Raw genomic sequence first — 26,581 nt, forward strand, 5'->3', positions numbered from 1 at the left:
CGGCTCGCGGGCACTCACTGTGAAGGCGATCAGGCGTCGCGCTTCTCCTTGATCTTGCGGCGGGCCGCCTTGCCGCGCAGCTCGCGCAGGTAGTACAGCTTCGCGCGACGGACGTCACCGCGGGTGACGACCTCGATGTGGTCGATGATCGGCGAGTGCACCGGGAACCAGCGCTCGACGCCGACCTGGAAGCTCACCTTGCGGACCTTGAAGGTCTCGCCGAGGCCGTGGCCCTGACGCGCGATGACGACGCCCTGGAAGACCTGGATGCGCGAACGCGTGCCTTCGATGATGTTGACGTGCACCTTGATGGTGTCGCCGGGGCGGAAGTCGGGGACGTCGGTACGCAGCGACGCTGCGTCGACGTGGTCGAGGAGCTGGCTCATGTTCGGTTCACTCTCTGCGGACGCGCACGGGTCGCCGCGGATCGGTAGATGGAAGGAAGTGTTCGTGCCCGGAATCGGCGACTCCCCCATGGCAGAGTCCAGCCAGGGCACAGCGACCAATCCTGCCACAGAACGGGGGCCGCTGCCAACCGGTGCAGGATGGACCCATGATCGAACTCCGCACCCCCGCCGAGCTGGACGGCCTGCGTGCCGCCGGCCGGTTCGTCGCCGACGTCCTCGACGAGCTGCTCGAGACCGTCGACGTGGGCGTGAACCTGCTCGACCTCGACCGCGTGGCCGCCCGCATGATCGCCGAGCGCGGCGCCGTCAGCTGCTACGTCGACTACCACCCGTCGTTCGGGAACTCACCGTTCGGCCGGAACCTCTGCACCTCGGTGAACGACGCCGCGCTGCACGGCCTGCCCTACGACCGCGTCCTGGAGGACGGCGACCTCGTCAGCCTCGACTTCGCCGCGAGCGTCGACGGCTGGGTCGCCGACTCGGCGGTCACCGTGCAGGTGGGGACCGCCCGGGAGGACGACCAACGGCTCGTGGAGACCGTCGAGCGGGCACTCGTCGCGGGGATCGAGCAGTTCCGCCCGGGGAACAAGCTCGGCGACGTGTCCTACGCCATCGGTCGGGTCGCGAAGGACGCCGGCTACACCGTCAACACGCAGTTCGGCGGGCACGGCGTGGGGCGCACGATGCACGGCGACCCGCACGTGCCGAACGACGGCCGCCCCGGTCGGGGGCTGAAGCTGCGGCCCGGGTTGGTCGTCGCGATCGAGCCCTGGCTCATGCAGGGCACCGACGAGCTCGTGCAGGACGAGGACGGCTGGACCCTGAAGAGCGTCGACGGCTCGCGTGCTGCACACGTCGAGCACACGGTCGCCGTCACCGAGGCCGGACCCGAGGTCCTCACCCTGCGTCGCGCCCAGCGCGACCGGTGAACGGACGGGAGGCGCGGTGCCGGCTGGCACCGCGCCTCCCGGTCCGGTGCGGTGCCCGGTCGGTGGACCGCGAGCTACGCGTCGGACAGCAGGTCCGGCCGGACGCGTCGCGTCCGCTCGACCTGCTGGTCGTGCCGCCACGCGGCGACCCGGGCGTGGTGCCCGCTGAGCAGCACGTCCGGCACCTCGAGGTCACGCCAGACCGCCGGCTTCGTGTACGAGGGGTACTCGAGCAGACCGTCCTCGTGGGACTCCTCGACGAGCGACTCGGGGTTGCCGACGACGCCGGGGACCAGACGGCCGACCGCTTCGATCATGGCCATGGCCGCGACCTCGCCGCCGTTGAGCACGTAGTCGCCGAGCGAGAGCTCGACCACCGAGCAGCGGGACGCCGCCCACTCGAACACCCGGGCGTCGATCCCCTCGTAGCGCCCGCAGGCGAACACGAGGTGTTCGTGGTCGGCCAGCGACCGGGCGATCGCCTGCCGGAACGGTGTGCCGGCCGGGGTGGGGACGACGAGCGTCGACGACCCGTCCTCGCGGAGGATCGACGACAGCGCCTGCGCCCAGGGCTCCGGCTTCATGACCATGCCCGCGCCACCGCCGTACGGGGTGTCGTCGACCGTCCGGTGCCGGTCCGTCGTCCAGTGCCGCAGGTCGTGCACGTGCACGTCGAGGAGCTTCTCCTGCCGGGCCCTGCCGAGCAGCGAGACGTCGAGCACGGAGAAGAACTCGGGGAAGATCGTGACGATGTCGATGCGCACGATCAGCCCCGCGGGTCGGTCGGCGTGACCGTCTCGGGGCGCGAGGTGTCCTCGGGCTCCTCGAACAGCCCGGTCGGCGGCGTCACCGTGACGGTGCCGGCCGCGATGTCGACGGTCGGCACGATGGCCGAGACGAACGGCACCAGCACCTCGCCGCGCGAGGGGGTGTCGATCGCGAGCAGGTCCTGCGCGGGCAGGTGGTCGACGCGTGCGACGGAGCCGACCTCGACGCCGTCGCGGAGCACGCGGAGCCCGACGAGCTGGTGGTCGTACCAGGCGTCGTCCTCACCGGTCTCGGCGTCGGCGTCCTGCTCGACCCAGAGGATCGCCCGCGCGAGTGTCTCAGCGGCGGTGCGGTCCGCGACGCCCTCGAAGAAGGCGACCGGATGGCCGTTGTACCAGCGGAGCTCGTCCAGCGTGATCGACTTCCCCGACCACGGGGAGTCCGCGGGGACCTGGAGCGTGAACTCCGCTCCTGGCGTGAACCGACGATCCGGGTCGTCGGTGTAGAGCTCGAGCTTGATGCCGCCCTTGAGCCCGTGCGCCTTCGTGATGCGACCCACCCGGAGCTGGGTCGTCTCCCTAGGAATCGGTGTCGACCACGTCGACCCGCACCCGCTTGCCGTCGGCGAGAGCCGAGACGAGGGTGCGGAGCGCCTTTGCGGTCCGTCCGGCGCGACCGATCACGCGGCCGAGGTCCTCGGGGTGCACACGCACCTCGAGGACCTCGCCCCGCGCGGAGGTGGAACTGGCGACGCGCACGTCGTCCGGGTGATCGACGATCCCCTTGACGAGGTGCGTCAGCGCGGATTCGAGCAAGGAATCAGGCCTCGGTCGTCTCAGCGGCGTCGGCCGACTCGTCGGCGGCGGGGGCCTCGGGGGCCTTCTTCTCCGACTTCGGCTTGAGGACCGGCTTCTTCGCGGAGTCGGCGACGAAGGCTTCCTTCGGCTCGGCAACCTTGACGGTGGACTCGGTGTTGCCCTCGCCCTTGAACTTGCCCCAGTCGCCGGTCAGTTTGAGGAGCGCCGCGACCTGCTCGGTCGGCTGCGCACCGACGCCGAGCCAGTACTGCGCACGGTCCGAGTTGATCTCGATGACCGAGGGCTCCTCGGTGGGGTGGTACTTGCCGATCTCCTCGATCACGCGACCGTCGCGCTTGGTGCGCGAGTCGGCGACGACGACACGGTAGTACGGCGCACGGATCTTACCGAGACGCTTGAGACGGATCTTGACAGCCACAATTGCTCCTGTTGCGTGTTGTTGTGGTTGAACCGGAACCGCGGGCGTGGGGGCACGCGCGGTGGAAGCTCGAAGGGAGTCGCGACCTGCTGGATAGAGGGTCGAGCAGACGCGATTCGACCGTTCATTCTTGCAGGTTTCCGACCGAGAAGCGAGCCAGGACGCGCCGACGGTCCCGAGGACTACGGCGCGAGCCGCCGGACGGCCTCGAGCGCCTCGCTCGTCGCGCGCACCGCGTCGACGCTCCGGGCGTCGCGAGCCCCTCCCACGACGGCGAACGGCACGCCCGCGGCGCGCAGGTCGTCCGCGAGTCCGGTGCCGGCCGTCGCCCCGGCGCCGTCGGCCGACTCCTGCCCGGCGCAGACCACCACGTGGTCCGCCGGCACGGCGCGCTCGACCCCGTCCTCGTCGCGCACCCAGAGCGTGCCGGGCTCGATCCGGAGGTACTCCTGCACGCCGCCGACCATCCGCACGCCGGCGTCGCGCAACCGGCCGACGGCCACCCAGCGCGAGGTGACCCCGACCCCCTGGCCGAACCTGCCCGACCGGCGGAGCACGGTCACCCGTCCCCCCGGCCGGAGCACACGTTCCGCGGCCGGCAGCCGCTGCGGGACGTCGCCGATGACGTCGTCGGCGACCGCGACGTCCCAGCGGGCGGCGAACTCCGCGGCCCGGACCACCTCGTCCGGCGACTCCACCAGGAACGCCGCCGTGTCGACCCCGATCCCGCCACCGCCGATCACCGCGACCGAGCCCTCCGGGACGCCGTCGCGCAGGGCGGTCTCGTACGACACCACGTGCGGCAGCTCGGCCCCCGGCACGTCGACCGCCCGCGGCACGACGCCGGGCGCGAGCACCACCGCGTCGCTGGCGAGCAGGTCGCCCGCGGTCGCTGCCCGCCCGAGGTGGACCGTCGCCCCGCGCTCGTCGAGCTCGGCACGAGCAGCCCGCACCGTGGCCGCGTAGTCCTCCTTGCCGGGCACCACGGCGGCCAGCGCGAACTGGCCGCCGAGCGTCGGCGCCGCCTCCCACAGCGTCACCGTGTGCCCGCGCCGGGCGGCGTCCACGGCGGCGGTGAGTCCGGCCGGCCCTCCGCCGACGACGTCGACACGCAGCGGCCGGGTCGTCGGGCGCGCGGGGAACGCCAGCTCCCGGCCCGCGCATGGGTTGACCAGGCACGACACCGGCGCGCCGACGATCGATCGGTCGAGGCACGCCTGGTTGCAGCCGATGCACGTGTTCACGAGGTCGAACCGCCCGCCGAGTGACCGCGCCACGATCGCCGGGTCGGCGAGGAACGGCCGCGCCAGGGCCACCGCGTCGACGAGCCCGTCGGCCAGCACCGCCTCGCCGTCCCGCAGGTCGGTCATCCGGTTCGAGGCGATGACCTGCACCCCGGGGTGTGACGACGCACGGACCACGCCCGCGATCCGCTCGGCGTACGCGAGCCAGGCGCCGTGCGGCACCGCGGCCTGCACCGTGGGCGTTCGGGACTCGTGCCAACCGATGCCGACCGAGATGCCGTCGAGCCCGAGCGGCAGCAGGTCGTGCACGAGCGCGTCGACCTCGTCATCGGTGGTCGAGCCCGGCATGAGGTCGGCGCCGGAGAGGCGGATCGTCACCGCCAGGTCCGGCACCGCCGCCCGCACCGCACGCACGACCTCGACGGCGAACCGACGGCGACGGACAGGGTCGCCGCCCCACTCGTCGTCGCGCAGGTTCGTCAGCGGTGACTGGAACTGGTTGATGAGGTACCCCTCGGACGCCATGATCTCGACGCCGTCGAACCCGATCGCCCGCGCCGACCGCGCGGCGGCCGCGAAGTCCTCGACGGTCCGCTCGACCTCCGCGCCCGACATGGCGGACGGGACGATCCCCCGCGCCGCGGCCCAGGGCAGCGCCGACGGTGCGACCACGCGCTGCGGGCGCCCGTGCCGATCGGTCACGCCCTGTACGAGCGCGTACCGGCCGGCGTGGAAGAGCTGTGCGAGGATCGCGCCGCCCTCGTCGTGCACGGCGTCGACGGCGACCCGGAACCGCTCGTCCGCTCCCCCGACGCCGAACACCGCGAAGTCCGGGCCGCCGCGCGCCTCGTCGCTCACGGCGATCCCGCCGGTGACGATGCAGCCGACGCCGCCTTCGGCGCGCTCGCGGTAGAACGCGGCCATCGCGGCACCGCCGTCGTCGAGGACCTCGAGTCCGGTGTGCATCGATCCCATCACCACCCGGTTCCGCAGGTGGAGCGGTCCGAGGGTCCAGGGCGAGGCGACGGTCCGGAGCGACTCCGGGACCACGGGTGCGGAAGCGACGCTGCTCATGCGACCACTCTGCCCGACCGCCGCGCCCGGACCGAACTCCTTGTGCCGACCCTCCAACCCGACGGGCAGGATGGCCCCATGGACATCCGCTTCACCGAGTCCCGCCCGTCGACCCTCGGCGTCGAGTGGGAGCTCCCGCTGGTCGACCGCGGCACCGGCGACCTCGCGCCCCGTGCCCCTGCCGTGCTCGCCGCCGTGCAGGAACGCCTCGGCGACCCCGACCGGGTCACCGAGGAGCTCCTGACGAACACCGTCGAGGTGGTCACGGGTGTGCACGAGACCGTGAGCGGGGCGACGAGCGAGCTCGCGGGCATCATCGGTGAGGTCATCGACGCCGCCGAGCCGCTCGACGCGCAGGTGATGTGCTCCGGGACGCACCCGTTCGCGCAGTGGGACCAGCAGGAGATCACGTCGGACAGCGAGCACTACACGACGCTGATCGACCGGACGCGGTGGTGGGGTCGTCAGATGCTCATCTGGGGCGTCCACGTGCACGTGGGGATCGACCACCGCGACAAGGCGGTGCCGATCATGAACGCGATGCTCGCCTACGTCCCGCACCTGCAGGCGTTCACCGCGTCGAGCCCGTTCTGGGGCGGGACCGACACCGGCTACGCGTCGAACCGCGCCCTCATGTTCCAGCAGCTCCCGACCGGCGGACTGCCCCCGGGCATCGACGACTGGACCGGCTTCGAGACCGTCGTCGACGACCTGACGAAGACCGGTGTGATCGACGGGTTCAAGGACCTCCGGTGGGACATCCGCCCCTCGCCGGGCTGGGGCACGCTCGAGAACCGCGTCTCCGACGGCATCTCGACGCTGCACGAGGTCGGCGCCGTGACCGCGTTCGTCCAGTGCCTGGTCACGGCGCTGTCGGACCGACTCGACCGCGGGGAGACGCTGCCGTCGATGCAGCCGTGGTTCATCCGCGAGAACAAGTGGCGTGCGGCGCGCTACGGCATGGAGGCGGAGATCATCACGAACGCCGCCGGCGACGAGCGCCTGGTCACCGACGAGGTGCACGACCTGGTCGAGCGTCTGGACCCGATCGCCGAGCGACTCGGCTGCCAGCAGGAGCTGCACCACCTCGACACGATGATCGCCGAGGGTGCGTCCTACCAGCGGCAGCTGCGGGTGGCGCAGGAGAACGGCGGGGACCTCCGCGCGGTGGTCCGCCACCTGGTCACGGAGCTGCGCGAGTCGCTCTAGCCGCGACCCACGGACGGACGGGAGGCCCGGTGCCAGCTGGCACCGGGCCTCCCGTCCGTCGTCCGGTCGCGACTAGCGACCCAGGAACTTCTGCAGGCTGGCCAACTCTTCCTCGGTCGGCGCCTTGCCGCCCTTCGGACCGCCGAGCCCGAGGCCGGAACCGGTGGGCGCCTGCTGCGGCTGCGCCGCGGCGCCCGACGCGAGCGCCGCGCGCTTGGCGGGGTTGCCGACCTTCTTCTTCTTGGCGCCGCCCTGCTGCTGCTTCTTCTTGCCGCCGTGCATGCCAGGGATCGGACCCATGCCGGGCATCTGCGGGACGCCACCGCGCGCGACCGTCTTCATCATCTTCGCGGCCTGCTCGAAGCGGTTCACGAGCGCGTTGACCTCGGTCACGGTGGTGCCGGAGCCCTTCGCGATGCGGAGACGGCGCGAGCCGTTGAGGAGCTTCGGGAGCTCGCGCTCCTGCTTCGTCATCGACTGGATGATCGCCTCGGTGCGGACGATCTCGCTCTCGTCGAAGTTGTCGAGCGCCTCGCGCATGCCCTTGGCACCCGGGAGCATGCCGAGCATGCCCTTGATCGAGCCTGCCTTGCGGAGCTGCTGCATCTGCGCGAGGAAGTCGTTCAGCGTGAACGAGTCGGTCGCGATCTTCTCGGCGACCTTGCGCGCCTCGTCCTCGTCGAACGCCTGCTGCGCCTGCTCGATGAGCGACAGGATGTCACCGAGGTCGAGGATGCGGCTCGCCATGCGGTCCGGGTGGAACGGCTCGAAGTCGTCGAGGCCCTCACCCGTGGAGGCGAACATGATCGGCCGACCGGTCACGCTGGCGACCGACAGTGCCGCACCACCGCGGGCGTCACCGTCGAGCTTCGACAGGACGACACCGGTGAAGTCGACGCCCTCCTGGAAGGCACGCGCGGTGGCGACGGCGTCTTGTCCGATCATCGCGTCGATGACGAACAGGACCTCGTCCGGGTCGACCGCCTTGCGGATGTTCGCAGCCTGCTTCATGAGCTCGGCGTCGACACCGAGACGACCGGCGGTGTCCACGATGACGGTGTCGTACTGCTGGTCGACCGCGGCCTTGATCGCGTTCTTCGCGACCTTGACCGGGTCACCGACACCGTTGCCGGGCTCCGGCGCGAACACGTGCACGCCGGCCTGCTCACCCACGACCTGGAGCTGCTGCACGGCGTTCGGACGCTGGAGGTCCGCCGCGACGAGCATCGGCGTGTGGCCGTCCTTCTTGAGCCACTTGCCGAGCTTGCCCGCGAGCGTGGTCTTGCCGGCGCCCTGGAGACCGGCGAGCATGATCACCGTCGGCGGGCGCTTCGCGAACTCGAGCCGTCGCTGCTGCCCGCCGAGGATGCCGACGAGTTCCTCGTTGACGATCTGGACGACCTGCTGCGCCGGGTTGAGCGCCTTGTTGACCTCGTCCGAGAGCGCGCGCTCCCGCACCGAGGCGGTGAACGCCTTGACGACCTCGAGCGCGACGTCCGCGTCGAGCAGGGCCCGGCGGATCTCGCGGACGGTGCCGTCGACGTCGGACGGGGACAGACGACCCTTGCTCCGCAGGTTGCGGAAGGTCTCGGTCAGCCGATCGGAGAGTGAGCCGAATTGTGCCATGGTCCGACGATTCTACAGGGCCGCCTCCGACCACCCTCGACGGTGAGCAACGACGTTGTTGGACTGCGTCCAAGAACCAGGGTAGCGTGCTCGACGTGCCCCAGCTCGAGATCATCCGCTGGCCCGGGCTCCTCGACTACGAGGAGGGCCTCGCCGTCCAGCGGGCGTACCACGTCGACGTCGTCGCCGGCCGCTCCCCCGGTGTCGTCGTGCTCTGCGAGCACCCGAGCGTCTACACGGCCGGGCGCCGGACCGAGCCCGCCGACCTGCCGACCGACGGGTCCCCGGTGGTCGAGGTCGACCGGGGCGGGCGGATCACCTGGCACGGGCCGGGGCAGCTCGTCGCCTACCCGATCGTCCGGCTGTCCGAGCCCCTCGACGTCGTCGCGTGGGTCCGTGACCTCGAGCAGGTCGTCCTCGACGCGGCGGCCGCGGTGGGGGTCTCGGCGGAACGGGTCGCCGGGCGCAGCGGCGTCTGGGTCCCCGGAGCCGGCGGCGGCCCGCTCGACAAGGTCGGTGCGATCGGCCTGCACGTCGCGGAGCACGTCTCGAGCCACGGCATCGCGATCAACTGCGACAACGACCTCGCCCCCTTCGGCGCGATCGTGCCGTGCGGCATCGCCGACGCGGGCGTCACCACCCTGAGCCGCGCGGCGGGGCGACCCGTCACCGTCGACGAGGTCGCCGCCCTCGTCGGACCGCGCATCCAGCAGGCCGTCGACGGCATGCACGCCGGACGACGGATCAGCCACACCAGCACCACGCGACAGGAGGTCGCCGCATGACCCTCGCCCCCGACGGCCGCCGCATGCTCCGCGTCGAGGCCCGGAACGCCGCCACACCCATCGAGACGAAGCCGGCGTGGATCAAGACCCGAGCCACGCAGGGGCCGGAGTTCCGCGAGCTCTCCGGCCTGGTCCGGGACAAGCAGCTGCACACCGTCTGCCAGGAGGCAGGCTGCCCGAACATCTTCGAGTGCTGGGAGGACCGCGAGGCCACCTTCCTGATCGGCGGCTCGCAGTGCACCCGGCGCTGCGACTTCTGCCAGATCGACACCGGCAAGCCGAGCCCGCTCGACCGCGGCGAACCCCGGCGCGTGGCGGACTCCGTCGTGTCGATGGGCCTGAAGTACGCGACGGTGACCGGCGTCGCCCGGGACGACCTCGACGACGGTGGCGCCTGGCTCTACGCCGAGACGATCCGGGCGATCCACGCGCACTCCCCCGGCACCGGGGTGGAGATCCTCGTGCCGGACTTCACCGGCCGTCCGGACCAGCTCGGGCAGGTCTTCGACGCCCGGCCCGAGGTGTTCGCGCACAACGTCGAGACGGTCCCGCGGATCTTCAAGCGCATCCGTCCGGCGTTCCGCTTCGAGCGCTCGCTCGACGTCATCACGCAGGGTCGGGACGCGGGGCTCGTGACGAAGTCGAACCTCATCCTCGGCATGGGCGAGGAGCGGCACGAGGTCGTCGACGCGCTCGAGCAGCTGTACGAGGCGGGAACCGACATCATCACGCTGACGCAGTACCTCCGCCCGTCCCCCCGGCACCTGCCCGTGGCGCGCTGGGTGAAGCCGGAGGAGTTCGTCGACCTGCGCGAGATCGCTGAGGACATCGGCTTCTCCGGCGTGCTCGCCGGTCCACTGGTGCGCTCGTCGTACCGGGCCGGACGGCTCTGGGCGCGTGCGACGGTCGCCCGCGGCGGCACGGTGCCGCCGCACCTGTCCCACCTGCTCGAGGCGACCCCGGGTCGCCAGGCCGTGTAGCGCCGGTCCAGCGACCGACGGACGGACGGGAGGCCCGGTACCGACTGGTACCGGGCCTCCCGTCATCGCGCGGTCACATCGTGCGTGACCGGCCGTCGCTACGCGCGACCGCGGATGCTCCGGAGGAGCCAGCCGATGACCGCCAGCAGGATGAGCACGATGCCCACCCAGAGCAGGAACTTCAGGGCACCGACGAAGATGCCGCTGAAGAGCAGGACGAGGCCGACGATGATCGCGATGATCAGCAGTGCGGGCATGAGGGTCTCCAATCCCTGGAACGAGACCGAGCGGACGCCCGGGCCGACGGAGACGCTACTCGTCGAGCCGCGATCGTGTGCGCTGCGCCCCGACCGGACCCTGCTCGGTGCCTAGCCGACCAGGTTCTGCACGAACACGTGCGGTGTGAAGCCCGTCAGGTCGTTGATGCCCTCGCCCTGGCCGATGAGCTTGATCGGGATCCCGGTCTTCTCCTGCACGCTGAGGACGAACCCGGCCTTCGCCGACCCGTCGAGCTTGGTGATGACGAGTCCGGTCACCCCTGCGCCCTCGATGAACGCCTGCGCCTGGGCGAGGCCGTTCTGCCCGGTCGTGGCGTCGAGGACGAGCAGCACCTCGGCGATCTCGGTCTGCTTCTCGACCACGCGCTTGATCTTGGACAGCTCGTCCATGAGCCCGGCCTTGGTGTGCAGCCGGCCGGCGGTGTCGATCACGACGATCTCGGTGCCGTCGCGCATGGCCTTCTCGACGGTCTGGTAGGCGACCGAGGCCGGGTCCTGGCCGGGCTGTGCCGGACGCACGACCTCGACCCCCGCTCGCTGCGCCCACGTGGCGACCTGCTCGACCGCCGCCGCACGGAAGGTGTCGGCCGCGCCGACGACCACCGTGCGGTCGTACGTCTTGAGGAACTTGGCGAACTTGCCGATCGTCGTGGTCTTGCCGACGCCGTTCACGCCGACGACGAGCACGACCGCCGGACGGTTGCTGAGCTTGAGCGTCGTGTCGAGCTTCGACAGGCGCTCCTCGAGGACCTCGCGGAGCATGCGCTGCAGGTCGGCCGGGTCGGTCGTGCCGTAGCGGTCGACCCGGGCGTGCAGGTCCTCGATGATCTCGTCCGCGATGTCGGGGCCGAAATCCGCACCGATCAACGCGGTCTCGAGGTCGTCCCACGTGGTCTCGTCGATGGTCTTCCGCTGGAACAGGCCGCGGAGACGGGTGGACAGTGACCAGGAACTCGCCATGCTCCCAGCTTAGGGCGCGGCGAGTGAGCGCCGTGCCCGGTATCCTCGTGTCCTGAAGGGGAGTACTCCCGCGCGGCGCACCCGTCAGTACGGTCTGGGACGATCCAGACCCGGGACGCCGGTCGTGTCGGACCACCAGGTCGACACGGCGGAGGAGACCTTCAGGCATCGGCGTACCCGCACACCGCGGAGCGCCCCGAATCCTGAAGGAATCCGGTGGACGTCCCCCTCTCCGTCTGGCTCATCACCATCGCGGGCATCCTCGCGCTGCTGGTGTTCGACTTCTACTCCCACGTGCGCACGCCGCACGTCCCGCACATCAAGGAGTCCGCGTTCTGGTCGGCGTTCTACGTCGGCCTCGCGATCCTGTTCGGTGTCGGCATCCTGGTCTTCGGTGGTGGACAGGCCGGCGGTGAGTACTTCGCCGGCTGGTTGACCGAGAAGGCGTTGTCCGTCGACAACCTGTTCGTCTTCCTCATCATCATGTCGAGCTTCGCGGTGCCGAAGGAGTACCAGCAGAAGGTCCTGCTGGTCGGCGTCGCGATCGCCCTCGTCGCCCGAGGCGTGTTCATCGCACTCGGCGTCACGATCATCGAGAACTTCTCGTGGGTCTTCTACCTGTTCGGTGCACTGCTGTTCTGGCTCGCCTGGTCCCAGGCGAAGGGCGGCGGCCACGACGAGACCGAGGGCGACTCGAAGCTCATCCGCGCCCTGCGCCGGGTCATCCCGACGACCGACGACTACCACGGCGACAAGCTCACGGCGCGCGTCGACGGCAAGCGCCTGTTCACCCCGATGCTGCTCGTCATGGTCGCGATCGGCCTCACCGACGTGCTGTTCGCCCTCGACTCGATCCCGGCGATCTTCGGTCTGACGCAGGACGCGTTCATCGTGTTCACCGCGAACGCGTTCTCGCTCCTGGGCCTGCGCCAGCTGTACTTCCTCATCGCCGGGCTGCTCGAGCGCCTCATCTACCTCGGTCAGGGCCTGGCGGTCATCCTCGCCTTCATCGGCGTGAAGCTCGTCTTCCACGCGATGCACGTCAACGAGCTGCCGTTCATCAACGGCGGTGAGCACATCGAGTGGGCCCCGGAGATCCCGATCTGGTTCTCGCTGAGCTTCATCGCACTGACGATCGCGGTGGCCACGGTCGCCTCGCTCGTCGTGTCGAAGAAGCGCCAGGAGCGCGGGCTCACCCCGACGGGCCAGCCGAAGGAGCCGGTGGAGGCCGACGCGAAGTAGTCGCGAGGGTCCGGCGACGGGAGGCGCGGTGCCAGCTGGCACCGCGCCTCCCGTCCGTCAGTGGTGCGGTTCCGCGCCGCCCGCCGTGCGAGCGCCGAGCGGTGCGCCGGAGCGACACTGGTCGCGTGCTCCGCGGTCGCGCACTGTCGCTGTGGCGCACCCCTCGCGGGGCGCGTCCTGCGCAGCGCGGCGCTACGCGACCGCGTCGGCCGGCTCGCGCCGCTGCACGCGCTGGCCGACGACGGCGGAGACGCCGTCCTGCCGCATCGAGACGCCGTACAGCGCGTCCGCGATCTCCATCGTGCGCTTCTGGTGGGTGATGACGATGAGCTGCGACGACTCCCGCAGCCGCTCGAACACGGTGAGCAGCCGCCCGAGGTTGGCGTCGTCGAGCGCCGCCTCGACCTCGTCCATGATGTAGAACGGCGACGGCCGGGCCGTGAAGATCGCGACGAGGAGCGCCACGGCCGCGAGCGACCGCTCCCCGCCGGACAGCAGTGTCAGCCGGTCGATCTTCTTGCCCGCAGGCTTCACCTGCACGTCGATGCCGGTCGCGAGCAGGTCGTCCGGGTTCGTCAGCGTGATCGATCCCGTCCCGCCCGGGAACAGGATCGGGAAGATGACGTCGAACGCCTCACGCGTGTCGTGGAACGCCGACTCGAAGATCGTCTGCATCTTCGTGTCGAGCTCCTCGATGATCGTGAGCAGGTCCGCGCGGGTCTTCTGCAGGTCGTCGAGCTGCTCGGCGAGGAACGCGTGCCGCTGCTCGAGCGCCTGGAACTCCTCGAGCGCGAGCGGGTTCACCTTGCCGAGCCGGCCGAGGTCGCGCTCCGCTGCAGCCAGGCGCTGCTCCTGCTCGGCGCGGACGTACGGGACGGTCTCGACGTCGGCCGGGTCCACCTCGTCGGTGGCGTCGAACTCGGGCAGCGCGGGACCGCCGGGCAGCGTCGACTCCGCGTCGACGAGCTCGGGCAGGTCCGCGGCGGCATCGTCCTCCACGGTGGCGGTGTCGTCGACGTGAGCGCCGTCTGCGGGAGGTGCCGCTGCGGCGTCGGCCGCCACCCTCACCCGCTCGGCCTCCCGGTGCCGCCGTGCGAGCACCCGCGGGTCGACGAGCACGTCGACGGGCACGGGCACGTGCGGTCCGTACTCCGCGACGAGCACGGCCTCGTTCAGCCCCAACTCGCTCTGCGCGCGGTCGAGCACGCCGGACACGTGCAGCTTCTTCTCGTAGATCTCCATCTCGAGCGAGTGCACGCCGTCGGTGATGGTCTGCAGTCGGTCGCGGAGCTCGCGCTCCTCGTTCCGGATCACCTGCAGCTCGGTGTTGCGCTTGGTGCGCTCGGCCTCCTCGGTCGCGAGGCGCACCCGGGCCTCGGCGAGCGAGCGGTCCACCGCACCGAGCACACCGGGCAGGTCGGCGAGCACGCCCTCGGCAACCACGATCTGCCCGCGCCGGACCACCGCGAGACGCGCCGCCTCCTCGGCCGCAGCCCGCTCCGCCTCGAGCTGTCGCTGCAGCCCCGCTGCCCGGTTCCGTTCCGACCGGGCCCGCTCGCGGACCGTCTCGACCTGGACGCGCTGCTCGATCTCCGCGGCACGCGCCGCCTCGAGCGCCTCCTGCAGCGCGGGCCGGCCGGACGCGTCCACCACGGGGCGCGGTCGCCCGCGGAACACCCGCAGGGCGTCCTCCGCCTCGGCGAGGGCGCGGTCGGCCGCCTCGACGCCGCCGTCCGTCTCGCCGAGCGCAGCGCGGAGCCGCTCGACCTCGGCCGCGGCGTTCTCCGCCTTCGCCCGCGCCGCGGCAGTCGACCGGTCGTACTCCGCGACGGCCGCCGTGTGCGCCCGCAGCACCCGGTCCGCGTCGTCCGCGGCGCGGCGGGCGTCGTCCACCGCGGTGCGTGCCGCCTGGAGGCCCGTGGCCGCGTCCGCAGCGTCCGCCGCGACCGCGTCCCGCCGGGTCTGCGCGTCGTCGCGCTCCGCGACGAGCTCGATGCGGGACACGGTCCGGGCGCCGCCGCCCGTCACACGGACGGCGCGCACCAGGTCGCCCGCCCGCGTCACGACCGTCGCCAGCGGGGCGGCGGCGAGCACCGCCTCCAGGTCGACGTCGTCGTCCACGGCGACCACCGTGCTGCCGAGCACGGCGGTGAGCGCGGGCGGCCCCTGGACCAGCTCGAGGGCCGGACGGACACCGGTGGGCAGGGCCGAGGGCAGGACCGTGCCGTCGACGACCGCGTCGGCGACGACCACGTCCACGCGGCCCAGGTCGGCGTCCCGGGCGTGCGCGACGGTGGCGAGCGCGGTGTCGCGGTCCACCGCGAGGACCGCGTCGGCGAGCCCGTCGAGCGCCGTGGCGATCGAGGCCTCGAAACCCGGCTCGACGGTCAGGGCGTCGGCGAGTCGACCGAGCACCCCGTCGCGGTGCGCGTCGATCACGGCCTGCGAGCCGTCGCGGACGTCGATCGACATGCCGAGGGCGGCGACACGGGCGTCGAGGGCGTCCCGCTCGCGCTCGAGGGCGTGCAGTTCGTCGCGCAGGGCGTCGCGGACGGACTGCGCCCGCTCCAGCTGCTGTCGGGCCTCGTCGTGCGCGGCTGCGAGGGCGTCCTCGTCGACCCCCTCGCCCGGGTCGACACCGATGTCGCTCAACGCCGACGCGGCGCGGGCCGCGCGCTCCTCGGCCTCCGCCAGCGCGCGGGCGCGGCGGTCGCGGTCGGCGACGACCGACCCACGTCGGGACCGGGCGACGTCCACGGCGCTGCCGAGCCGCTGTGCCTCGAGGTCGTGCTGCGCAACGAGCGCGGCCTGCGCGGCGATCTGCTCGTCGAGCGCGTCGAGGCGGCCACGAGCCTGCTGCACCGCGTCGGCCGCGGCACCGGAACCAGCGGCCATCTCGGCGGCCCGGGCCTCGAGCCGCTCGGCCTCCGTCCGGACGCCCTGCACCCGCTCGGGCGTGATCGTCGGCCCCTGCTGCGGGGCGTCGGCCTGCTGCGCCAGGAACATCAGACGCTGGTTCGCCAGGTTGGAGAGCCCGCGGAGCCGTTCCTGCACGCTCTCGAGCCGGTGCACCACCGTCCGGGCCCGGTCGACGTCGTCCCCGACCATGCTCTGCTCGACCTGCTGTTGGCGGGCACGGGTCTGGTCGAGGCGCTCCTGCAGGACGATCCGCTCGGACTTCCGGCCGGTCTCGACCTCCTGGTGCTCGTGGAGCTCACGGCGCAGGCGGACCACGTCGTCGGCCAGGATGCGTGCCTTGGCGTCGCGGGCGACGGCGGCGACGGACTGCGCCTTGCGGGCGACCTCGGCCTGTCGACCGAGCGGCTTGAGCTGCCGGCGGATCTCCCCCGCCAGGTCGGACAGGCGCGTCAGGTTGGTCTGCATCGCGTCGAGCTTCCGCAGGGTCTTCTCCTTGCGGCGCCGGTGCTTGAGGATCCCGGCTGCCTCCTCGATGAAGCCGCGGCGGTCCTCCGGGGTGGCGTGGAGCACCTTGTCGAGCTGGCCCTGCCCGACGATGACGTGCATCTCGCGGCCGAGCCCGGTGTCGCTCAGCAGCTCCTGCACGTCGAGCAGTCGGCAGTTCTCGCCGTTGATGGCGTACTCGCTGCCGCCGTTCCGGAAGAGCGTGCGGGAGATCGTGACCTCGGAGTACTCGATCGGCAGCAGTCCGTCGGTGTTGTCGATCGTCAGGAGCACCTGCGCACGGCCGAGCGGACCGCGCGTCGAGGTGCCCGCGAAGATGACGTCCTCCATCTTGCCGCCGCGGAGCGTCTTCGCGCCCTGCTCACCCATGACCCAGGCGAGAGCGTCGACCACGTTCGACTTGCCGGACCCGTTCGGACCGACGATGCAGGTCACACCGGGCTCGAACGCGAACGTCGTCGGCTGCGCGAAGGACTTGAACCCCTTGATGGTGAGGCTCTTCAAGTACATGCGGGTCTCCGGGCGGTCTGCTGCGGGTTGCGCTGCTGCGTGCACGGCCGTGCGGCGGACACGACCTGCTGCGCGTCAGGCTAACGCCTGCGCTGGCGTGGAGCGGGCTGGCACACGGGGCAGCGGTGGCTCGACCGGTTCATGAAGGCCTCGCGGACGACGGTCGTGCCGCAGCGCGGGCAGGGCTTCCCCTGCTGTCCGTACACGGCGAGCCGCTGCGAGAAGTACCCGGACTGCCCGTTCACGTTGACGTACTGGGCGTCGAAGCTCGTGCCACCGTCCTCGAGCGCGCGTCCGAGCACGCTCCGTACCTCGGCGAGCAGCCGGTGCAGGTCGGCGCGCGGCAAGCGGTCTGCAGGTCGGTCGAAGTGCAGCTTCGCCGCCCACAGCGACTCGTCGGCGTAGATGTTGCCGATGCCGCTCACCACACCCTGGTCGAGCAGGACCCGCTTGATGCCACTGGAGCGCTTGCGCGTCATCGCGACGAAGCGGTCGTCGTCGAAGGCCGGGTCGAGCGGGTCCCGCGCGATGTGCGACACCTGCGTCGGGATGGCGCGCCGCCACATCGCATCCGGTTCGCGGCTGTCGACCGCCCCGGCGGAGCCGGCCGGTGCGCCGTCGATCGTGGGCACCATCGTGTCGATGGCCATGGAGCCGAAGGTGCGCTGGTCGACGAACTCCAACTCGACGGGCACCTCGGGGGAACCGTCGCGGGCGGTCCCCCCGGGCTGGACGTCGATGAGGATCCGGCGGTGCTTGGCGGCCTCACGCCCGCGGCCGAGCAGGATCTGGCCGCTCATGCCGAGGTGCGCGACGAGCGCCTCCGGCCGCGCGCCACCGTCGCTGCCGTCGCTCACCAGGGGGAACCACATGAACTTGCCGCGACGAACGGCGGCCGCGATCGTCCTGCCGGTCAACCGCTCGGCGAAGTCCTCCGCGGGGCCGTCGTGACGGGTCAGCGCCCGGTCGTCCACGACGTCGACGTGCAGCACGCGAGCGCCGGTGACGGCGGGTTCGAGGCCGGCACGGACGACCTCGACCTCGGGGAGTTCGGGCACGCGGTCAGGCCGCCCGGCCGGACAGCCGCGTCCACGCCTCGAGCGCGGCGGCCATCTCGGCGGTCTTCTTGCTCGAGCCGGAGCCCGTCGCGACGTCCTCGCCCTGGAGCACGACCGTCGCGTGGAAGGTCTTGTCGTGGTCCGGGCCCTCCTCGGTCACCCGGTACGCCGGGTTGCCGAGCGACAGGCTCGCGGCCAGCTCCTGCAGGCTCGTCTTCGGGTCCATCGCGGCGCCGAAGCGGTCGGGGTCGACCAGCAGCGGCTCGACCAGCCGGAGGACCAGTGCGGTCGCGTCGTCCGGCCCGGCGGACAGGTACGTCGCACCGATGACGGCCTCGACCGTGTCGGCCAGGATGGACGCCTTGTCGCGCCCGCCCGTCTGCTCCTCGCCCTTGCCGAGGCGCAGGTAGGAGCCGAGCCCGATCATGCGGGCGATCTCGGCCAGGGCGACCGTCGAGACGAGGCTGGCACGCCGCTTGGCGAGCTCGCCCTCGTCGAGGTCGGGGAAGGACCGGAAGAGCTTCACGGTCACGGCCTGGCCGAGGATGGAGTCCCCGAGGAACTCGAGGCGTTCGTTGTGCCCGATGCCACCGTGCTCGTACGCGTACGAGCGGTGGGTCAGGGCGAGCTGGAGCAGTTCCGGGTCGAGGCCGACCCCGAGGATGCCCTGCAGACGAACGACGTCCGACCCCACGGGGCGGGACCCCGCGGCGCCGGACGTCGCTGTCATGTGCGGTGTCCGATCAGACGTCGGCGACCTTGCGGCCCTTGTACTCCATGTACAGGGCGGTGCCGGCCGAGTCCTCGACGACCTTCGCGCGGTGCGGGAGGCTGTAGGTGACCTTGCCGTTCTCGATCGTCTTCACGAGCTGGACCGGCGCGGCCTTCCACTGCGAACGACGGGCGTGCGTGTTGGCACGGGACTGCTTGCGCTTGGGAACGGCCATGGTGGTTCTCTTTCGGTTGGTCGGTGGTCAGGGTCGAGGTGCGTCAGGCCGTGCGGCCGTCGCCCTCGGGGCTCTGGGTGGGGGTGCTGTCGTCGGTGTCGGTGCCGGCCCCCTGGAAGCCGCTCAGGGCGGCCCAGCGCGGGTCCAGGACCTCACGAGGAGCGACCTCGCCGAGGTCGGCCAGCCGCTCGCCCGTGACGGGGTCGAGGCCGGGGCAGTCCGGTCGGCAGACCGGCTGGAACGGCAGCGACAGCACCACCGCATCTCGAACGACCGGTTCACAATCCACGTGGTCATCGTGAACGAAGAAGTCGAAATCCTCCGAGGCATCATACGCGAACAGCTCGGCGAAGTCGACCTCGACCGGTTCGCTGATGTCGATGAGGCAGCGCGAGCACTCCCCCGTCGCCTCTGCCGACGCGTGGCCGGACACGAGGACCCCCTCGTGCAGGCCCTCGAGCTTGACGTCCAGGTGGAGCACCGAGCCCTCGCGCACGGCGATCACGCCGGCGCCCATCGCGTCCGGCACCTCGACGTCGAGCGAGTGCTCGCGCATCTCGCCCGGCCGGTGCGCGAGGTCGCGCACGCGCAGGGCGTAGGGGCTGTTCACGGGGGAAGACACGATCGTCAAGCCTAGCGCGATCCGGTCGGTACGTCGAGGACGCCCGGGACGCGGCGTGTCAGTGGCCGAGGTGCTCCGCGAGCGCGTCGGCGACCGCGCGCGGGACGTAGGGCGTGACGTCGCCGCCGAGGGTCGCGACCTGGCGGATGAGCGAACTGGACACGTGGGCCCGCGACGCCTCGGGCAGGAGGAACACCGTCTCGACGTCGGCGAGGTGCCGGTTCATGATCGCCATCGGCGTCTCGTAGGCGACGTCCTCCCCCGACCGGACGCCCTTGACGAGCACACCCGCACCGACCCGGCGGCAGTAGTCCACGAGCAGACCGGACGTCCACTCCCCCACCCGCACGGTGTCGGCCACGCCGGTCTCCGTCAACGACTGCTGGATCAGCCGCACCCGGTCCGCCGCGGCGAACATGGCCGGCTGCTTGTCGGGGTTGTGCACGACGAGCACGTGCACCTCGTCGAACAGCCGCGCGGCGCGGCCGATGACGTCGAGGTGCCCGAGCGTGACGGGATCGAAGGAGCCGGGGACGACCGCGATCTGAGCCATGCCCGTCACGCTACCGGGCGCGCTCGTCAGTTCTTGCCGAGGAACGCGGCGTCCGACTCGTCGAGCCGACGGGCCAGGGCCTCGCGCAGGGCGGGGTGGTCCCGCAGCTCGGGGTCCGGACCGAGGACCCGCTCGGCCTCGCCCCGTGCGTCGACGATGAGGTCGGCGTGCTCCACGACCCGCAGCAGGTTGAGCGAGGACCGACCGCCCGACTGCCGCTCGCCGAGGACGTCGCCCTCGCGCCGGAGCTCGAGGTCGACGCGCGCGAGCTCGAAGCCGTCGTCGGACGCCGCGACCGCGTCGACCCGTTCGCGGGCGGTCGTCTCCGGCTCCGCCGTGGTGACGAGCAGGCACACCCCGGCGTACTGCCCACGACCGATGCGCCCGCGCAGCTGGTGGAGTTGGGACACCCCGAACCGGTCGGCGTCGAGCACCGCCATCATCGACGCGTTCGGCACGTCCACGCCGACCTCGATCACGGTCGTCGCGACGAGCACGTCGACGTCGCCCGAGGCGAAGGAGGTCATCACGCGGTCCTTCTCCTCCGCCGTCATCCGGCCGTGCAGCACCTCGATCCGCCGACCCTGCAGGACCGGCATCGCCCGCATCCGCTCGGCCGTCGCCAGCACCGTCGCCGGAGCGCGCCCGGGCACGCCGTCGCCGACGTCCGGGGGGTCCTGCCCGTCGACCGGCGCGGTCCCGTCGTCCTCGGCGTGGGCGTCGTCGATCGCGGGACAGACGACGAACGCCTGGCGCCCGGCGGCGAGTTCCTCTGCCATCCGGGACCAGATGCGTCCTTCCCACCCGGGGTGCTCGGCGAGGCCGACCGCGAAGGTCTCGACCCCCGCACGGCCCGAGGGCAGCCCCGTGATCGTGGAGACGTCGAGGTCGCCGAACACCGTCATCGCGACCGTGCGCGGGATCGGCGTCGCGGTGAGGACGAGCACGTGCGGCGGCGTCGAACCCTTCGTGCGGAGGGCCTCGCGCTGCTCCACCCCGAAACGGTGCTGCTCGTCGACGACGACCAGACCGAGCTCGGCGAAGTCCACCCGGTCGCCGAGGAGCGCGTGGGTGCCGACGACGAGCCGTGAGCTGCCGGACGCCGCCGCGAGCAGGGCGCGCCGACGCTCGTCGGTCGACTGCGACCCGGTGAGGATGACCGGCCGGAGCTCCGCGGCCAGGTCCGGCCCGAGGAACTTCACGATCGAGCGGAGGTGCTGGGCGGCGAGCACCTCGGTCGGGGCGATGAGCGCCGACTGCCCGCCGGACTCGGCGACCGTGAGCATCGCCCGGATCGCCACGAGGGTCTTGCCGGAGCCGACCTCGCCCTGCACGAGGCGGTGCATCGGCCAGTCCCCGGCCAGGTCGTGCGCGATCTCGGCCCCGACGGCCTGCTGATCGTCGGTCAGGGTGAACGGCAGTGCGGCGTCGAAGCGCTCGAGGATCCCACCGGGCGAGACCGTCCGCGAGGTCGCCGCGGTCGCTCGCGCCGCCATGCGCCGCTGTACGAGGGCGGTCTGCAGGACGAACGCCTCGCGGTAGCGCAGGGCGTCCTGCGCGCGCTTGAAGTCGGCGACCTTCTCCGGGCGGTGCAGGAGTTCGAGTGCCCGGCGGAACGGCACCAGGCCGAGTCGGGTCCGGACGGGTGCCGGGATCGGGTCGGGCAGGTCCGGCAGGGTGTCGAGGACGACGGCGACGGCCTTGGCGATCTGCCACGAGGTCAACGAGGCCGTCGCCGGGTAGATCGGGATCGGCTGCCGCGACCAGCGGATGGCCTCTTCGTCCTCGGGGTCGGCGGTGGCCCTCGGGTCGTCGCGGTCGAACAGCTCGTAGTCGGGGTGGGCGAGCTGACGGGCACCGCGGTAGTCGCTGACCTTGCCGGCGAAGATCCCCCGGGCGCCGGGGACCAGGTCCTTCGTCCGCCACCCCTGGTTGAAGAACGTCAGCGTCAGCAGGCCCTTGCCGTCGCCGATCTTCGCTTCGAGGATCGACCCCCGGCGGGCGCGCATGGTCCGCTCGCGCACGTCGATCACCTCGGCCACGATCGTCACCGACTCTCCGATGGCGAGCGAGTCGAGGGCGGTCAGTGCACCGCGTTCCGCGTACCGTCGCGGCGCGTGCTCGAGGAACTCGCCGACGGTGCGGTAGCCGAACGCCTTCTCGATCGCCTTCGCCGTCCGTCCGCCGAGCACGCCGGCCAGCCGGGCGTCGAGGGGTGCGGGACCGAGGTCGGGCCGCACCGGCGGGGCCGCGGTGTCGGGGGCGTCGGAGGTGACCACGCGACCACGGTACCGGGCGCGTCCGACGCACCGGGCGCCTCCCGACCGGCCTGTGCAGGGCGCACCGGCGACGGACGCCCCGGGGGCTGCGTCCGCGCCGCTACGGTGTCAGCATGACCCGCATCATCGCCGGTGCCGCCGGCTCCACCGCGCTCCGCGTGCCGAAGTCGGGCACGCGGCCGACGAGCGACCGTGTGCGCGAGGCCCTGTTCTCGTCGCTCGAGGCGCGGGGACTCGTCGACGACGCCGCCGTCGCCGACCTGTACGCGGGGACGGGTGCGCTCGGGCTCGAGGCGGCCTCGCGCGGCGCCGTCGAGGTCGTGCTCGTCGACCGGGCCGCCCCCGCCGCACAGGCGTGCCGTGCGAACGCCAAGGCCGTGCAGCAGCGTGTCCCCGGGGTGCGCATCGACGTGCAGCCGCAGCCGGCGCTCGGGTACCTCCGGAGCACCGTGCGGACGTTCGACCTGGTGTTCGTCGACCCGCCGTACGACGTGGCCGAGCAGGAGATCGCCGACGTCCTCGAGGCGCTCGTCCCGCGCCTCACCGCCGGTGCCGTCGTCGTGGTCGAGCGCAGCAAGCGCTCACCGGAGCCGACGTGGCCGGTCGGGCTCGAGCCGTTCAGCAAGCGCAGCTACGGCGAGACCGTGGCGTGGGAAGCCGTCACCGCGTCCTGACACGGACACCGGAGCAGCCGGGAGGCCCGGTGCGGCCCCGACGTCAGCCCGCTGCGCCGTCCCAGTCGGCGTAGGGGTCCCAACCGGTCGTCGGGACCGGCTGCCCGCCTCGGACCAGGTCAGCGTCGCCGCGGGCGACGACGACCCCGACCCGGCGGAAGCCGCCGGGCAGGGCGACGTCCGGCGGGAAGGTCGCGAGCAGGCCGTGGTCCTCGCCGCCGTGGAGGGCGACCGGGTCCAGGTCGACCGCGGGGTCGTCCGCGCGGTCGAGTGCCAGCGTCACGCCGCTGGCGCGCGCGAGCCGACCGGCGTCGATCGCCAGGCCGTCCGACAGGTCGAGCATCGCGGTCGCGCCGGCGGCGGCCGCGACCGGACCGTCGGCGACCGGCGGCACCGGGCGACGCTGCCGATCGACGTCCGGGTCGGCGTCAGCGCCGCTCGCCACCGTCGCCGCCCGCGACGGCTCCCCCTGCTCGTCGACGCCGTCGCGGAACAGCCGGGCGAGGCCGCGCGCCGCTCGCCCGAGCTCCCCGGAGACCGCGAGGACGTCGCCGGCGCGAGCACCGGAGCGGAGCACGGCGGTCCGGCCACCGAGGTCGCCGAAGGCCGTCACCGTGACCGTGAAGGTCGCCGAGGTCGACAGGTCCCCGCCGACCACGCCGCAGCCCGGCGAGAGCGCTTCCACGGCGGCCCGCACCCCGTCCGCGAAGGACTCGAGCACCGCGACGGGGGTGTCCTGCGGCGCCGCGAGGGCGATCACGAGGCCGCTCGGTGTGGCCCCCATCGCTGCGACGTCGGACAGGTTCGTCGCGGCTGCCTTCCACCCGACGTCCGAGGGCGAGGACCACGCCCACCGGAAGTCCGGGCCGTGGACCATCATGTCGGTCGTCACGACGAACCGGCCGTCCGGGGCAGCGACGACGGCACAGTCGTCCCCGGGCCCGAGCAGGGGCGTGCCGGCGGGCAGGCGGCGGACGATGCGGTCGAGGACGACGAGCTCCCCGCACTCGCCCACGGTCGGTCCGGTCCAGGCGTCGTCCATCTCGTCCACGTCCGCAACGGTAGCCTGGACGTCGATGGACACCGTGCGCCGACCCCTCCGCTGGACCGCGATCGCGGGCGTCGTCGTGGCCCTCGCCGCCGGCCTGACCGGGTGCACGAACGCCGTGTCGATGGCCCCCGCGCCGTCAGCCGACACCGCCGCGTGCGCCGCCGTGCAGGTCCGACTGCCCGAGGTGGTCGGGAACGACCTGCGGCTGCGCAACACGAACGCGCAGTCGACCGCCGCGTGGGGCGACCCGGCCGCAGCGCTGTACCACTGCGGTGTCGCCGCCCCGACGGTGTCCGACCTGCCGTGCTTCAGCCAGGGCGGCGTCGACTGGATCCGTGACGACCGCGGTGACCGCGTCGTCTACACGACGTTCGGTCGCTCCCCCGCGGTGCAGGTCGTCATCGACTCGACGACGACCACGAACCAGGTCGTCCAGGACCTGTCCGACGTCGTGTCGACGCTGCCGGAGGACGGACACCGCTGCCTCGACCCCTCGGACGTCCAGGGCTGACGACCGCGCGCGGTGCCCAGCGACCGCGGCGCGCGACGTCGAGCCGGACGTCAGCGGACGGCGCTGCGGCCCAGCTCGATGAGCTCGGTGACGAGCTCGCCGTAGGACACCCCGGACGCGGCCCAGCAACGCGGGTACATCGACAGCGGGGTGAACCCCGGCATGGTGTTGACCTCGTTGACGACGAAGCCGTCGTCGGTCAGGAAGCAGTCGACGCGGGCGAGCCCGGCACCGCCGATGGCCTCGAACGCCCGGGCACCGATCGACCGGATCGCCTCGGTCTCGTCCTCGGTGAGCGGTGCGGGGCACAGGAGCGCCTCGTCGCCGCCGAGGTACTTCGAGGCGAAGTCGTAGAAGCCGTCCTCTGCGACGACGATCTCGCCGGGCAGGCTCGTGCGCGGCACGCCGTCGCGACCCTCGAGCACGGCGACCTCGACCTCGCGACCGACGACCCGCGGCTCGACGATGACCTTGGAGTCGTGCTCGAACGCCAGGTCCATCGCGGCACCGAGCTGCGCCGGCTCGTCGACGCGGGAGACGCCCATGCTCGACCCGGCACGAGCCGGCTTCACGAAGAGCGGCCATCCGTGCGCCGCGACGGTCTCGGCGACGCCCACCGGGTCGGCCGCCCACTCGCGGCGCAGCACCGTGGTCCACGGCGCCACGCGCAGGCCGGCGTGCTCGAGCACGGCCTTCGCGGTGTGCTTGTCCATCGCCAGGGCGCTCGCGAGCACGCCGTCGCCGACGTAGGGCAGACCGGCGACCTCGAGCATGCCCTGCACCGTGCCGTCCTCGCCGAACGGGCCGTGGAGGATCGGGAAGACGACGTCGACGTCCGCGATGGTCGTGACGGTGCCGTCCGGGTGCGACACGACGAGGTCACGGGTGGCCGGCGACGTCGGGAAGGCCACGCGCGTGCCGTTGTCCGGCACGGTGGGCAGGGCACCGTCGCGGAGCGCCCACTGCGCCGGGTCGTCGGACTGCAGCGTGAACGCACCGTCCTTCGTGATGCCGATCGGCACGATCTCGTACTCGGCGCGGTCGACCACGTCCATGATCCCGCCGGCGGTCACGCAGCTGATCTCGTGCTCGCTCGACCGTCCGCCGAACAGGACGGCGACGGTGGTCGTGGTCGTGGGTGCGCCTTCGGCGATGGTCGGCACGGCGGCCCTCTCGTGTGTCGGGACCGGACCGGTCACTCGCCCTGGGGCTCGTCGGTCTCGGTGAGGTGCGGCGCGATGTTGCGCGGATCGAGCCTACCGGCGAGGACCTCGGCCACCTGACCGACGATGGGCATGTCGACGCCGTTCGCGGACGCGAGCTCGAGGATCGGCGCCACCGACGCCAGGCCCTCCGCGGTCTGGTTCATCTGGCGCACGACCTCGTCGAACCGGTACCCCTGCCCGAGCAGCCGCCCGGCGGTGTTGTTCCGCGACAGCGGCGACTGGCAGGTGGCGATGAGGTCCCCCAGTCCGGCGAGGCCGGCGAGCGTCGAGGGCTGTGCGCCGAGCGACACCGCGAAGTCGGTCATCTCGGCGAGGCCGCGCGTGATGATCGACGCCTTCGTGTTCTCGCCGTAGCCGACGCCGTCGACGATGCCGATGGCGACCGCGATGAGGTTCTTCAGCACGCCGCCGAACTCGGTGCCGATGACGTCGGTGTTCGTGAAGGACCGGAAGTACGGGTTCGTCGCCACCGCGGCGACGGCGGTCGCGGTCTCGAGCGACGTCGACGACACGACGGCGGCGGTGGGCTGCCGGCGAGCGATCTCGAGCGCGAGGTTCGGGCCGCTCGCGACGGCGATGCGGTCGCGGTCGATGCCGAGGCCCTCGTGCAGGACCTCGCTCATCCGCAGGCCGGTGGCCTTCTCGACGCCCTTCATGAGGCTCACCACGGGGATGCCCTCGGGCAGCAGCGGTGCGATCGCGGAGAGGTTCGACCGCAGCGACTGCGACGGCACCGAGACGTACACCTGCTCGGCGCCGTCGAGCACGGCCGACAGCGAGGTCGACGCCGTCAGCGTGCGCGGCAGGTTGATGCCGGGCAGGTAGTCGGAGTTCCGCTTGGTCTCGGTGATCTCCCGCGCGACCTCGGGACGGCGCGCCCAGACGACGGTGTCGGCACCGCCCTCGGCGAGCACCTTCGCGAACGTGGTCCCCCAGCTGCCGGCACCGATCACCGCGACGCGCGGCTTGTCCGTCGACTGCATGACCAC

At 72.2% G+C, this 26,581-nt stretch carries 26 protein-coding genes; 7 read left to right on the forward strand and 19 right to left on the reverse strand.

Annotated elements, in window-relative coordinates:
- Nucleotides 1–29: 29 nt before the first annotated feature.
- Complete coding sequence (gene rplS / locus DEJ22_RS09560) at nucleotides 30–386, reverse strand: 50S ribosomal protein L19 (protein ID WP_111226325.1); 357 nt, start codon at nucleotides 384–386, stop codon at nucleotides 30–32.
- Between the two features lie 167 nt (nucleotides 387–553).
- Between rplS and map the strand changes: the two genes are divergently transcribed.
- The gene (map, locus tag DEJ22_RS09565; protein WP_111226326.1) at nucleotides 554–1,336 is read left to right on the forward strand and encodes a type I methionyl aminopeptidase; all 783 of its coding nucleotides are present in this window, start codon (nucleotides 554–556) and stop codon (nucleotides 1,334–1,336) included.
- 74 nt (nucleotides 1,337–1,410) lie between these two features.
- Here map and trmD read toward each other — a convergent pair whose 3' ends face one another.
- From trmD to DEJ22_RS09590, 5 genes are all read right to left on the reverse strand, one after another.
- The gene (trmD, locus tag DEJ22_RS09570; protein WP_111226327.1) at nucleotides 1,411–2,100 is read right to left on the reverse strand and encodes a tRNA (guanosine(37)-N1)-methyltransferase TrmD; all 690 of its coding nucleotides are present in this window, start codon (nucleotides 2,098–2,100) and stop codon (nucleotides 1,411–1,413) included.
- Nucleotides 2,101–2,102: 2 nt separating this feature from the next.
- Nucleotides 2,103–2,663, reverse strand: coding sequence for a ribosome maturation factor RimM (rimM, locus tag DEJ22_RS09575; RefSeq protein ID WP_181430684.1), 561 nt, complete (start codon nucleotides 2,661–2,663; stop codon nucleotides 2,103–2,105).
- A gap of 19 nt (nucleotides 2,664–2,682) precedes the next feature.
- Nucleotides 2,683–2,919, reverse strand: a complete 237-nt coding sequence (locus DEJ22_RS09580; protein WP_022902329.1) for an RNA-binding protein — start codon at nucleotides 2,917–2,919, stop codon at nucleotides 2,683–2,685.
- Between the two features lie 4 nt (nucleotides 2,920–2,923).
- Nucleotides 2,924–3,340 carry a 30S ribosomal protein S16 gene (rpsP, locus tag DEJ22_RS09585; protein WP_111226329.1) on the reverse strand — a complete coding sequence of 139 codons (417 nt, stop codon included), beginning with the start codon at nucleotides 3,338–3,340 and terminating at the stop codon, nucleotides 2,924–2,926.
- Between the two features lie 182 nt (nucleotides 3,341–3,522).
- Nucleotides 3,523–5,658: an oxidoreductase gene (locus tag DEJ22_RS09590; RefSeq protein WP_111226455.1), complete on the reverse strand. Its 2,136-nt coding sequence runs from the start codon at nucleotides 5,656–5,658 to the stop codon at nucleotides 3,523–3,525.
- 78 nt (nucleotides 5,659–5,736) lie between these two features.
- On the opposite strand from DEJ22_RS09590, the gene DEJ22_RS09595 reads away from it, so the two are divergent.
- A complete protein-coding gene (locus DEJ22_RS09595; protein WP_111226330.1) occupies nucleotides 5,737–6,867 on the forward strand; it encodes a glutamate--cysteine ligase in 1,131 nt (376 codons plus the stop codon).
- A gap of 72 nt (nucleotides 6,868–6,939) precedes the next feature.
- Here DEJ22_RS09595 and ffh read toward each other — a convergent pair whose 3' ends face one another.
- Nucleotides 6,940–8,493 (reverse strand): signal recognition particle protein, encoded by a 1,554-nt coding sequence (ffh, locus tag DEJ22_RS09600; protein WP_111226331.1) that lies wholly within the window; start codon nucleotides 8,491–8,493, stop codon nucleotides 6,940–6,942.
- An 86-nt stretch (nucleotides 8,494–8,579) separates the two neighbouring features.
- Here ffh and lipB point away from each other — a divergent pair, with 86 nt between their 5' ends.
- Both lipB and lipA read left to right on the forward strand, forming a co-directional pair.
- Nucleotides 8,580–9,278, forward strand: a complete 699-nt coding sequence (lipB, locus tag DEJ22_RS09605) for a lipoyl(octanoyl) transferase LipB (RefSeq protein WP_220033743.1) — start codon at nucleotides 8,580–8,582, stop codon at nucleotides 9,276–9,278.
- Nucleotides 9,275–10,258, forward strand: coding sequence for a lipoyl synthase (gene lipA / locus DEJ22_RS09610; RefSeq protein WP_111226332.1), 984 nt, complete (start codon nucleotides 9,275–9,277; stop codon nucleotides 10,256–10,258). Before lipB ends, lipA begins: the two co-directional genes overlap by 4 nt.
- A 98-nt stretch (nucleotides 10,259–10,356) precedes the next feature.
- Here lipA and DEJ22_RS09615 read toward each other — a convergent pair whose 3' ends face one another.
- Together DEJ22_RS09615 and ftsY are read right to left on the reverse strand one after the other, a co-directional pair.
- Nucleotides 10,357–10,515 carry a DUF4175 domain-containing protein gene (locus DEJ22_RS09615; RefSeq protein ID WP_137767577.1) on the reverse strand — a complete coding sequence of 53 codons (159 nt, stop codon included), beginning with the start codon at nucleotides 10,513–10,515 and terminating at the stop codon, nucleotides 10,357–10,359.
- Nucleotides 10,516–10,626: 111 nt separating this feature from the next.
- Nucleotides 10,627–11,496, reverse strand: coding sequence for a signal recognition particle-docking protein FtsY (gene ftsY, locus DEJ22_RS09620; protein ID WP_111226333.1), 870 nt, complete (start codon nucleotides 11,494–11,496; stop codon nucleotides 10,627–10,629).
- 216 nt (nucleotides 11,497–11,712) lie between these two features.
- Here ftsY and DEJ22_RS09625 point away from each other — a divergent pair, with 216 nt between their 5' ends.
- Entirely contained in the window at nucleotides 11,713–12,738 is a 1,026-nt protein-coding gene (locus tag DEJ22_RS09625) for a TerC family protein (RefSeq protein ID WP_111226334.1), read from the forward strand.
- A gap of 192 nt (nucleotides 12,739–12,930) precedes the next feature.
- On the opposite strand, the gene DEJ22_RS09630 is transcribed toward DEJ22_RS09625, so the two are convergent.
- The 7 genes from DEJ22_RS09630 to DEJ22_RS09660 all read right to left on the reverse strand — a co-directional run bounded on the left by DEJ22_RS09630 (nucleotide 12,931) and on the right by DEJ22_RS09660 (nucleotide 22,091).
- Nucleotides 12,931–16,671 carry a chromosome segregation SMC family protein gene (locus DEJ22_RS09630; RefSeq protein WP_111226335.1) on the reverse strand — a complete coding sequence of 1,247 codons (3,741 nt, stop codon included), beginning with the start codon at nucleotides 16,669–16,671 and terminating at the stop codon, nucleotides 12,931–12,933.
- An 80-nt stretch (nucleotides 16,672–16,751) separates the two neighbouring features.
- Nucleotides 16,752–17,729 carry a bifunctional DNA-formamidopyrimidine glycosylase/DNA-(apurinic or apyrimidinic site) lyase gene (gene mutM / locus DEJ22_RS09635; RefSeq protein WP_111226336.1) on the reverse strand — a complete coding sequence of 326 codons (978 nt, stop codon included), beginning with the start codon at nucleotides 17,727–17,729 and terminating at the stop codon, nucleotides 16,752–16,754.
- Nucleotides 17,730–17,733: 4 nt separating this feature from the next.
- Nucleotides 17,734–18,459 (reverse strand): ribonuclease III, encoded by a 726-nt coding sequence (gene rnc / locus DEJ22_RS09640; RefSeq protein ID WP_258379546.1) that lies wholly within the window; start codon nucleotides 18,457–18,459, stop codon nucleotides 17,734–17,736.
- A gap of 13 nt (nucleotides 18,460–18,472) precedes the next feature.
- Nucleotides 18,473–18,676 (reverse strand): 50S ribosomal protein L32, encoded by a 204-nt coding sequence (rpmF, locus tag DEJ22_RS09645; protein ID WP_058728177.1) that lies wholly within the window; start codon nucleotides 18,674–18,676, stop codon nucleotides 18,473–18,475.
- Between the two features lie 43 nt (nucleotides 18,677–18,719).
- Nucleotides 18,720–19,286, reverse strand: coding sequence for a YceD family protein (locus DEJ22_RS09650; RefSeq protein ID WP_111226337.1), 567 nt, complete (start codon nucleotides 19,284–19,286; stop codon nucleotides 18,720–18,722).
- Between the two features lie 70 nt (nucleotides 19,287–19,356).
- Complete coding sequence (coaD, locus tag DEJ22_RS09655) at nucleotides 19,357–19,851, reverse strand: pantetheine-phosphate adenylyltransferase (protein ID WP_111226338.1); 495 nt, start codon at nucleotides 19,849–19,851, stop codon at nucleotides 19,357–19,359.
- Nucleotides 19,852–19,877: 26 nt separating this feature from the next.
- Nucleotides 19,878–22,091, reverse strand: a complete 2,214-nt coding sequence (locus tag DEJ22_RS09660) for an ATP-dependent DNA helicase RecG (protein WP_111226458.1) — start codon at nucleotides 22,089–22,091, stop codon at nucleotides 19,878–19,880.
- A gap of 152 nt (nucleotides 22,092–22,243) precedes the next feature.
- On the opposite strand from DEJ22_RS09660, the gene DEJ22_RS09665 reads away from it, so the two are divergent.
- Nucleotides 22,244–22,804 carry an RsmD family RNA methyltransferase gene (locus DEJ22_RS09665; protein ID WP_111226339.1) on the forward strand — a complete coding sequence of 187 codons (561 nt, stop codon included), beginning with the start codon at nucleotides 22,244–22,246 and terminating at the stop codon, nucleotides 22,802–22,804.
- Nucleotides 22,805–22,847: 43 nt separating this feature from the next.
- On the opposite strand, the gene thiL is transcribed toward DEJ22_RS09665, so the two are convergent.
- Nucleotides 22,848–23,846, reverse strand: a complete 999-nt coding sequence (thiL, locus tag DEJ22_RS09670; protein ID WP_111226459.1) for a thiamine-phosphate kinase — start codon at nucleotides 23,844–23,846, stop codon at nucleotides 22,848–22,850.
- A gap of 34 nt (nucleotides 23,847–23,880) precedes the next feature.
- On the opposite strand from thiL, the gene DEJ22_RS09675 reads away from it, so the two are divergent.
- On the forward strand, nucleotides 23,881–24,366 hold the full coding sequence (locus DEJ22_RS09675; RefSeq protein WP_111226340.1) for a DUF3515 family protein: 486 nt from the start codon (nucleotides 23,881–23,883) through the stop codon (nucleotides 24,364–24,366).
- Between the two features lie 50 nt (nucleotides 24,367–24,416).
- Here the strand turns inward: DEJ22_RS09675 and DEJ22_RS09680 are convergent, their stop codons facing one another.
- Together DEJ22_RS09680 and DEJ22_RS09685 are read right to left on the reverse strand one after the other, a co-directional pair.
- Nucleotides 24,417–25,529, reverse strand: a complete 1,113-nt coding sequence (locus DEJ22_RS09680) for a D-alanine--D-alanine ligase family protein (RefSeq protein WP_284174606.1) — start codon at nucleotides 25,527–25,529, stop codon at nucleotides 24,417–24,419.
- A 32-nt stretch (nucleotides 25,530–25,561) separates the two neighbouring features.
- Nucleotides 25,562–26,575, reverse strand: a complete 1,014-nt coding sequence (locus DEJ22_RS09685) for an NAD(P)H-dependent glycerol-3-phosphate dehydrogenase (RefSeq protein WP_111226461.1) — start codon at nucleotides 26,573–26,575, stop codon at nucleotides 25,562–25,564.
- Between the last annotated feature and the right edge of the window lie 6 nt (nucleotides 26,576–26,581).

Origin of the sequence: Curtobacterium sp. MCSS17_007 (assembly GCF_003234175.2) — a bacterium.
Classification (GTDB): domain Bacteria; phylum Actinomycetota; class Actinomycetes; order Actinomycetales; family Microbacteriaceae; genus Curtobacterium.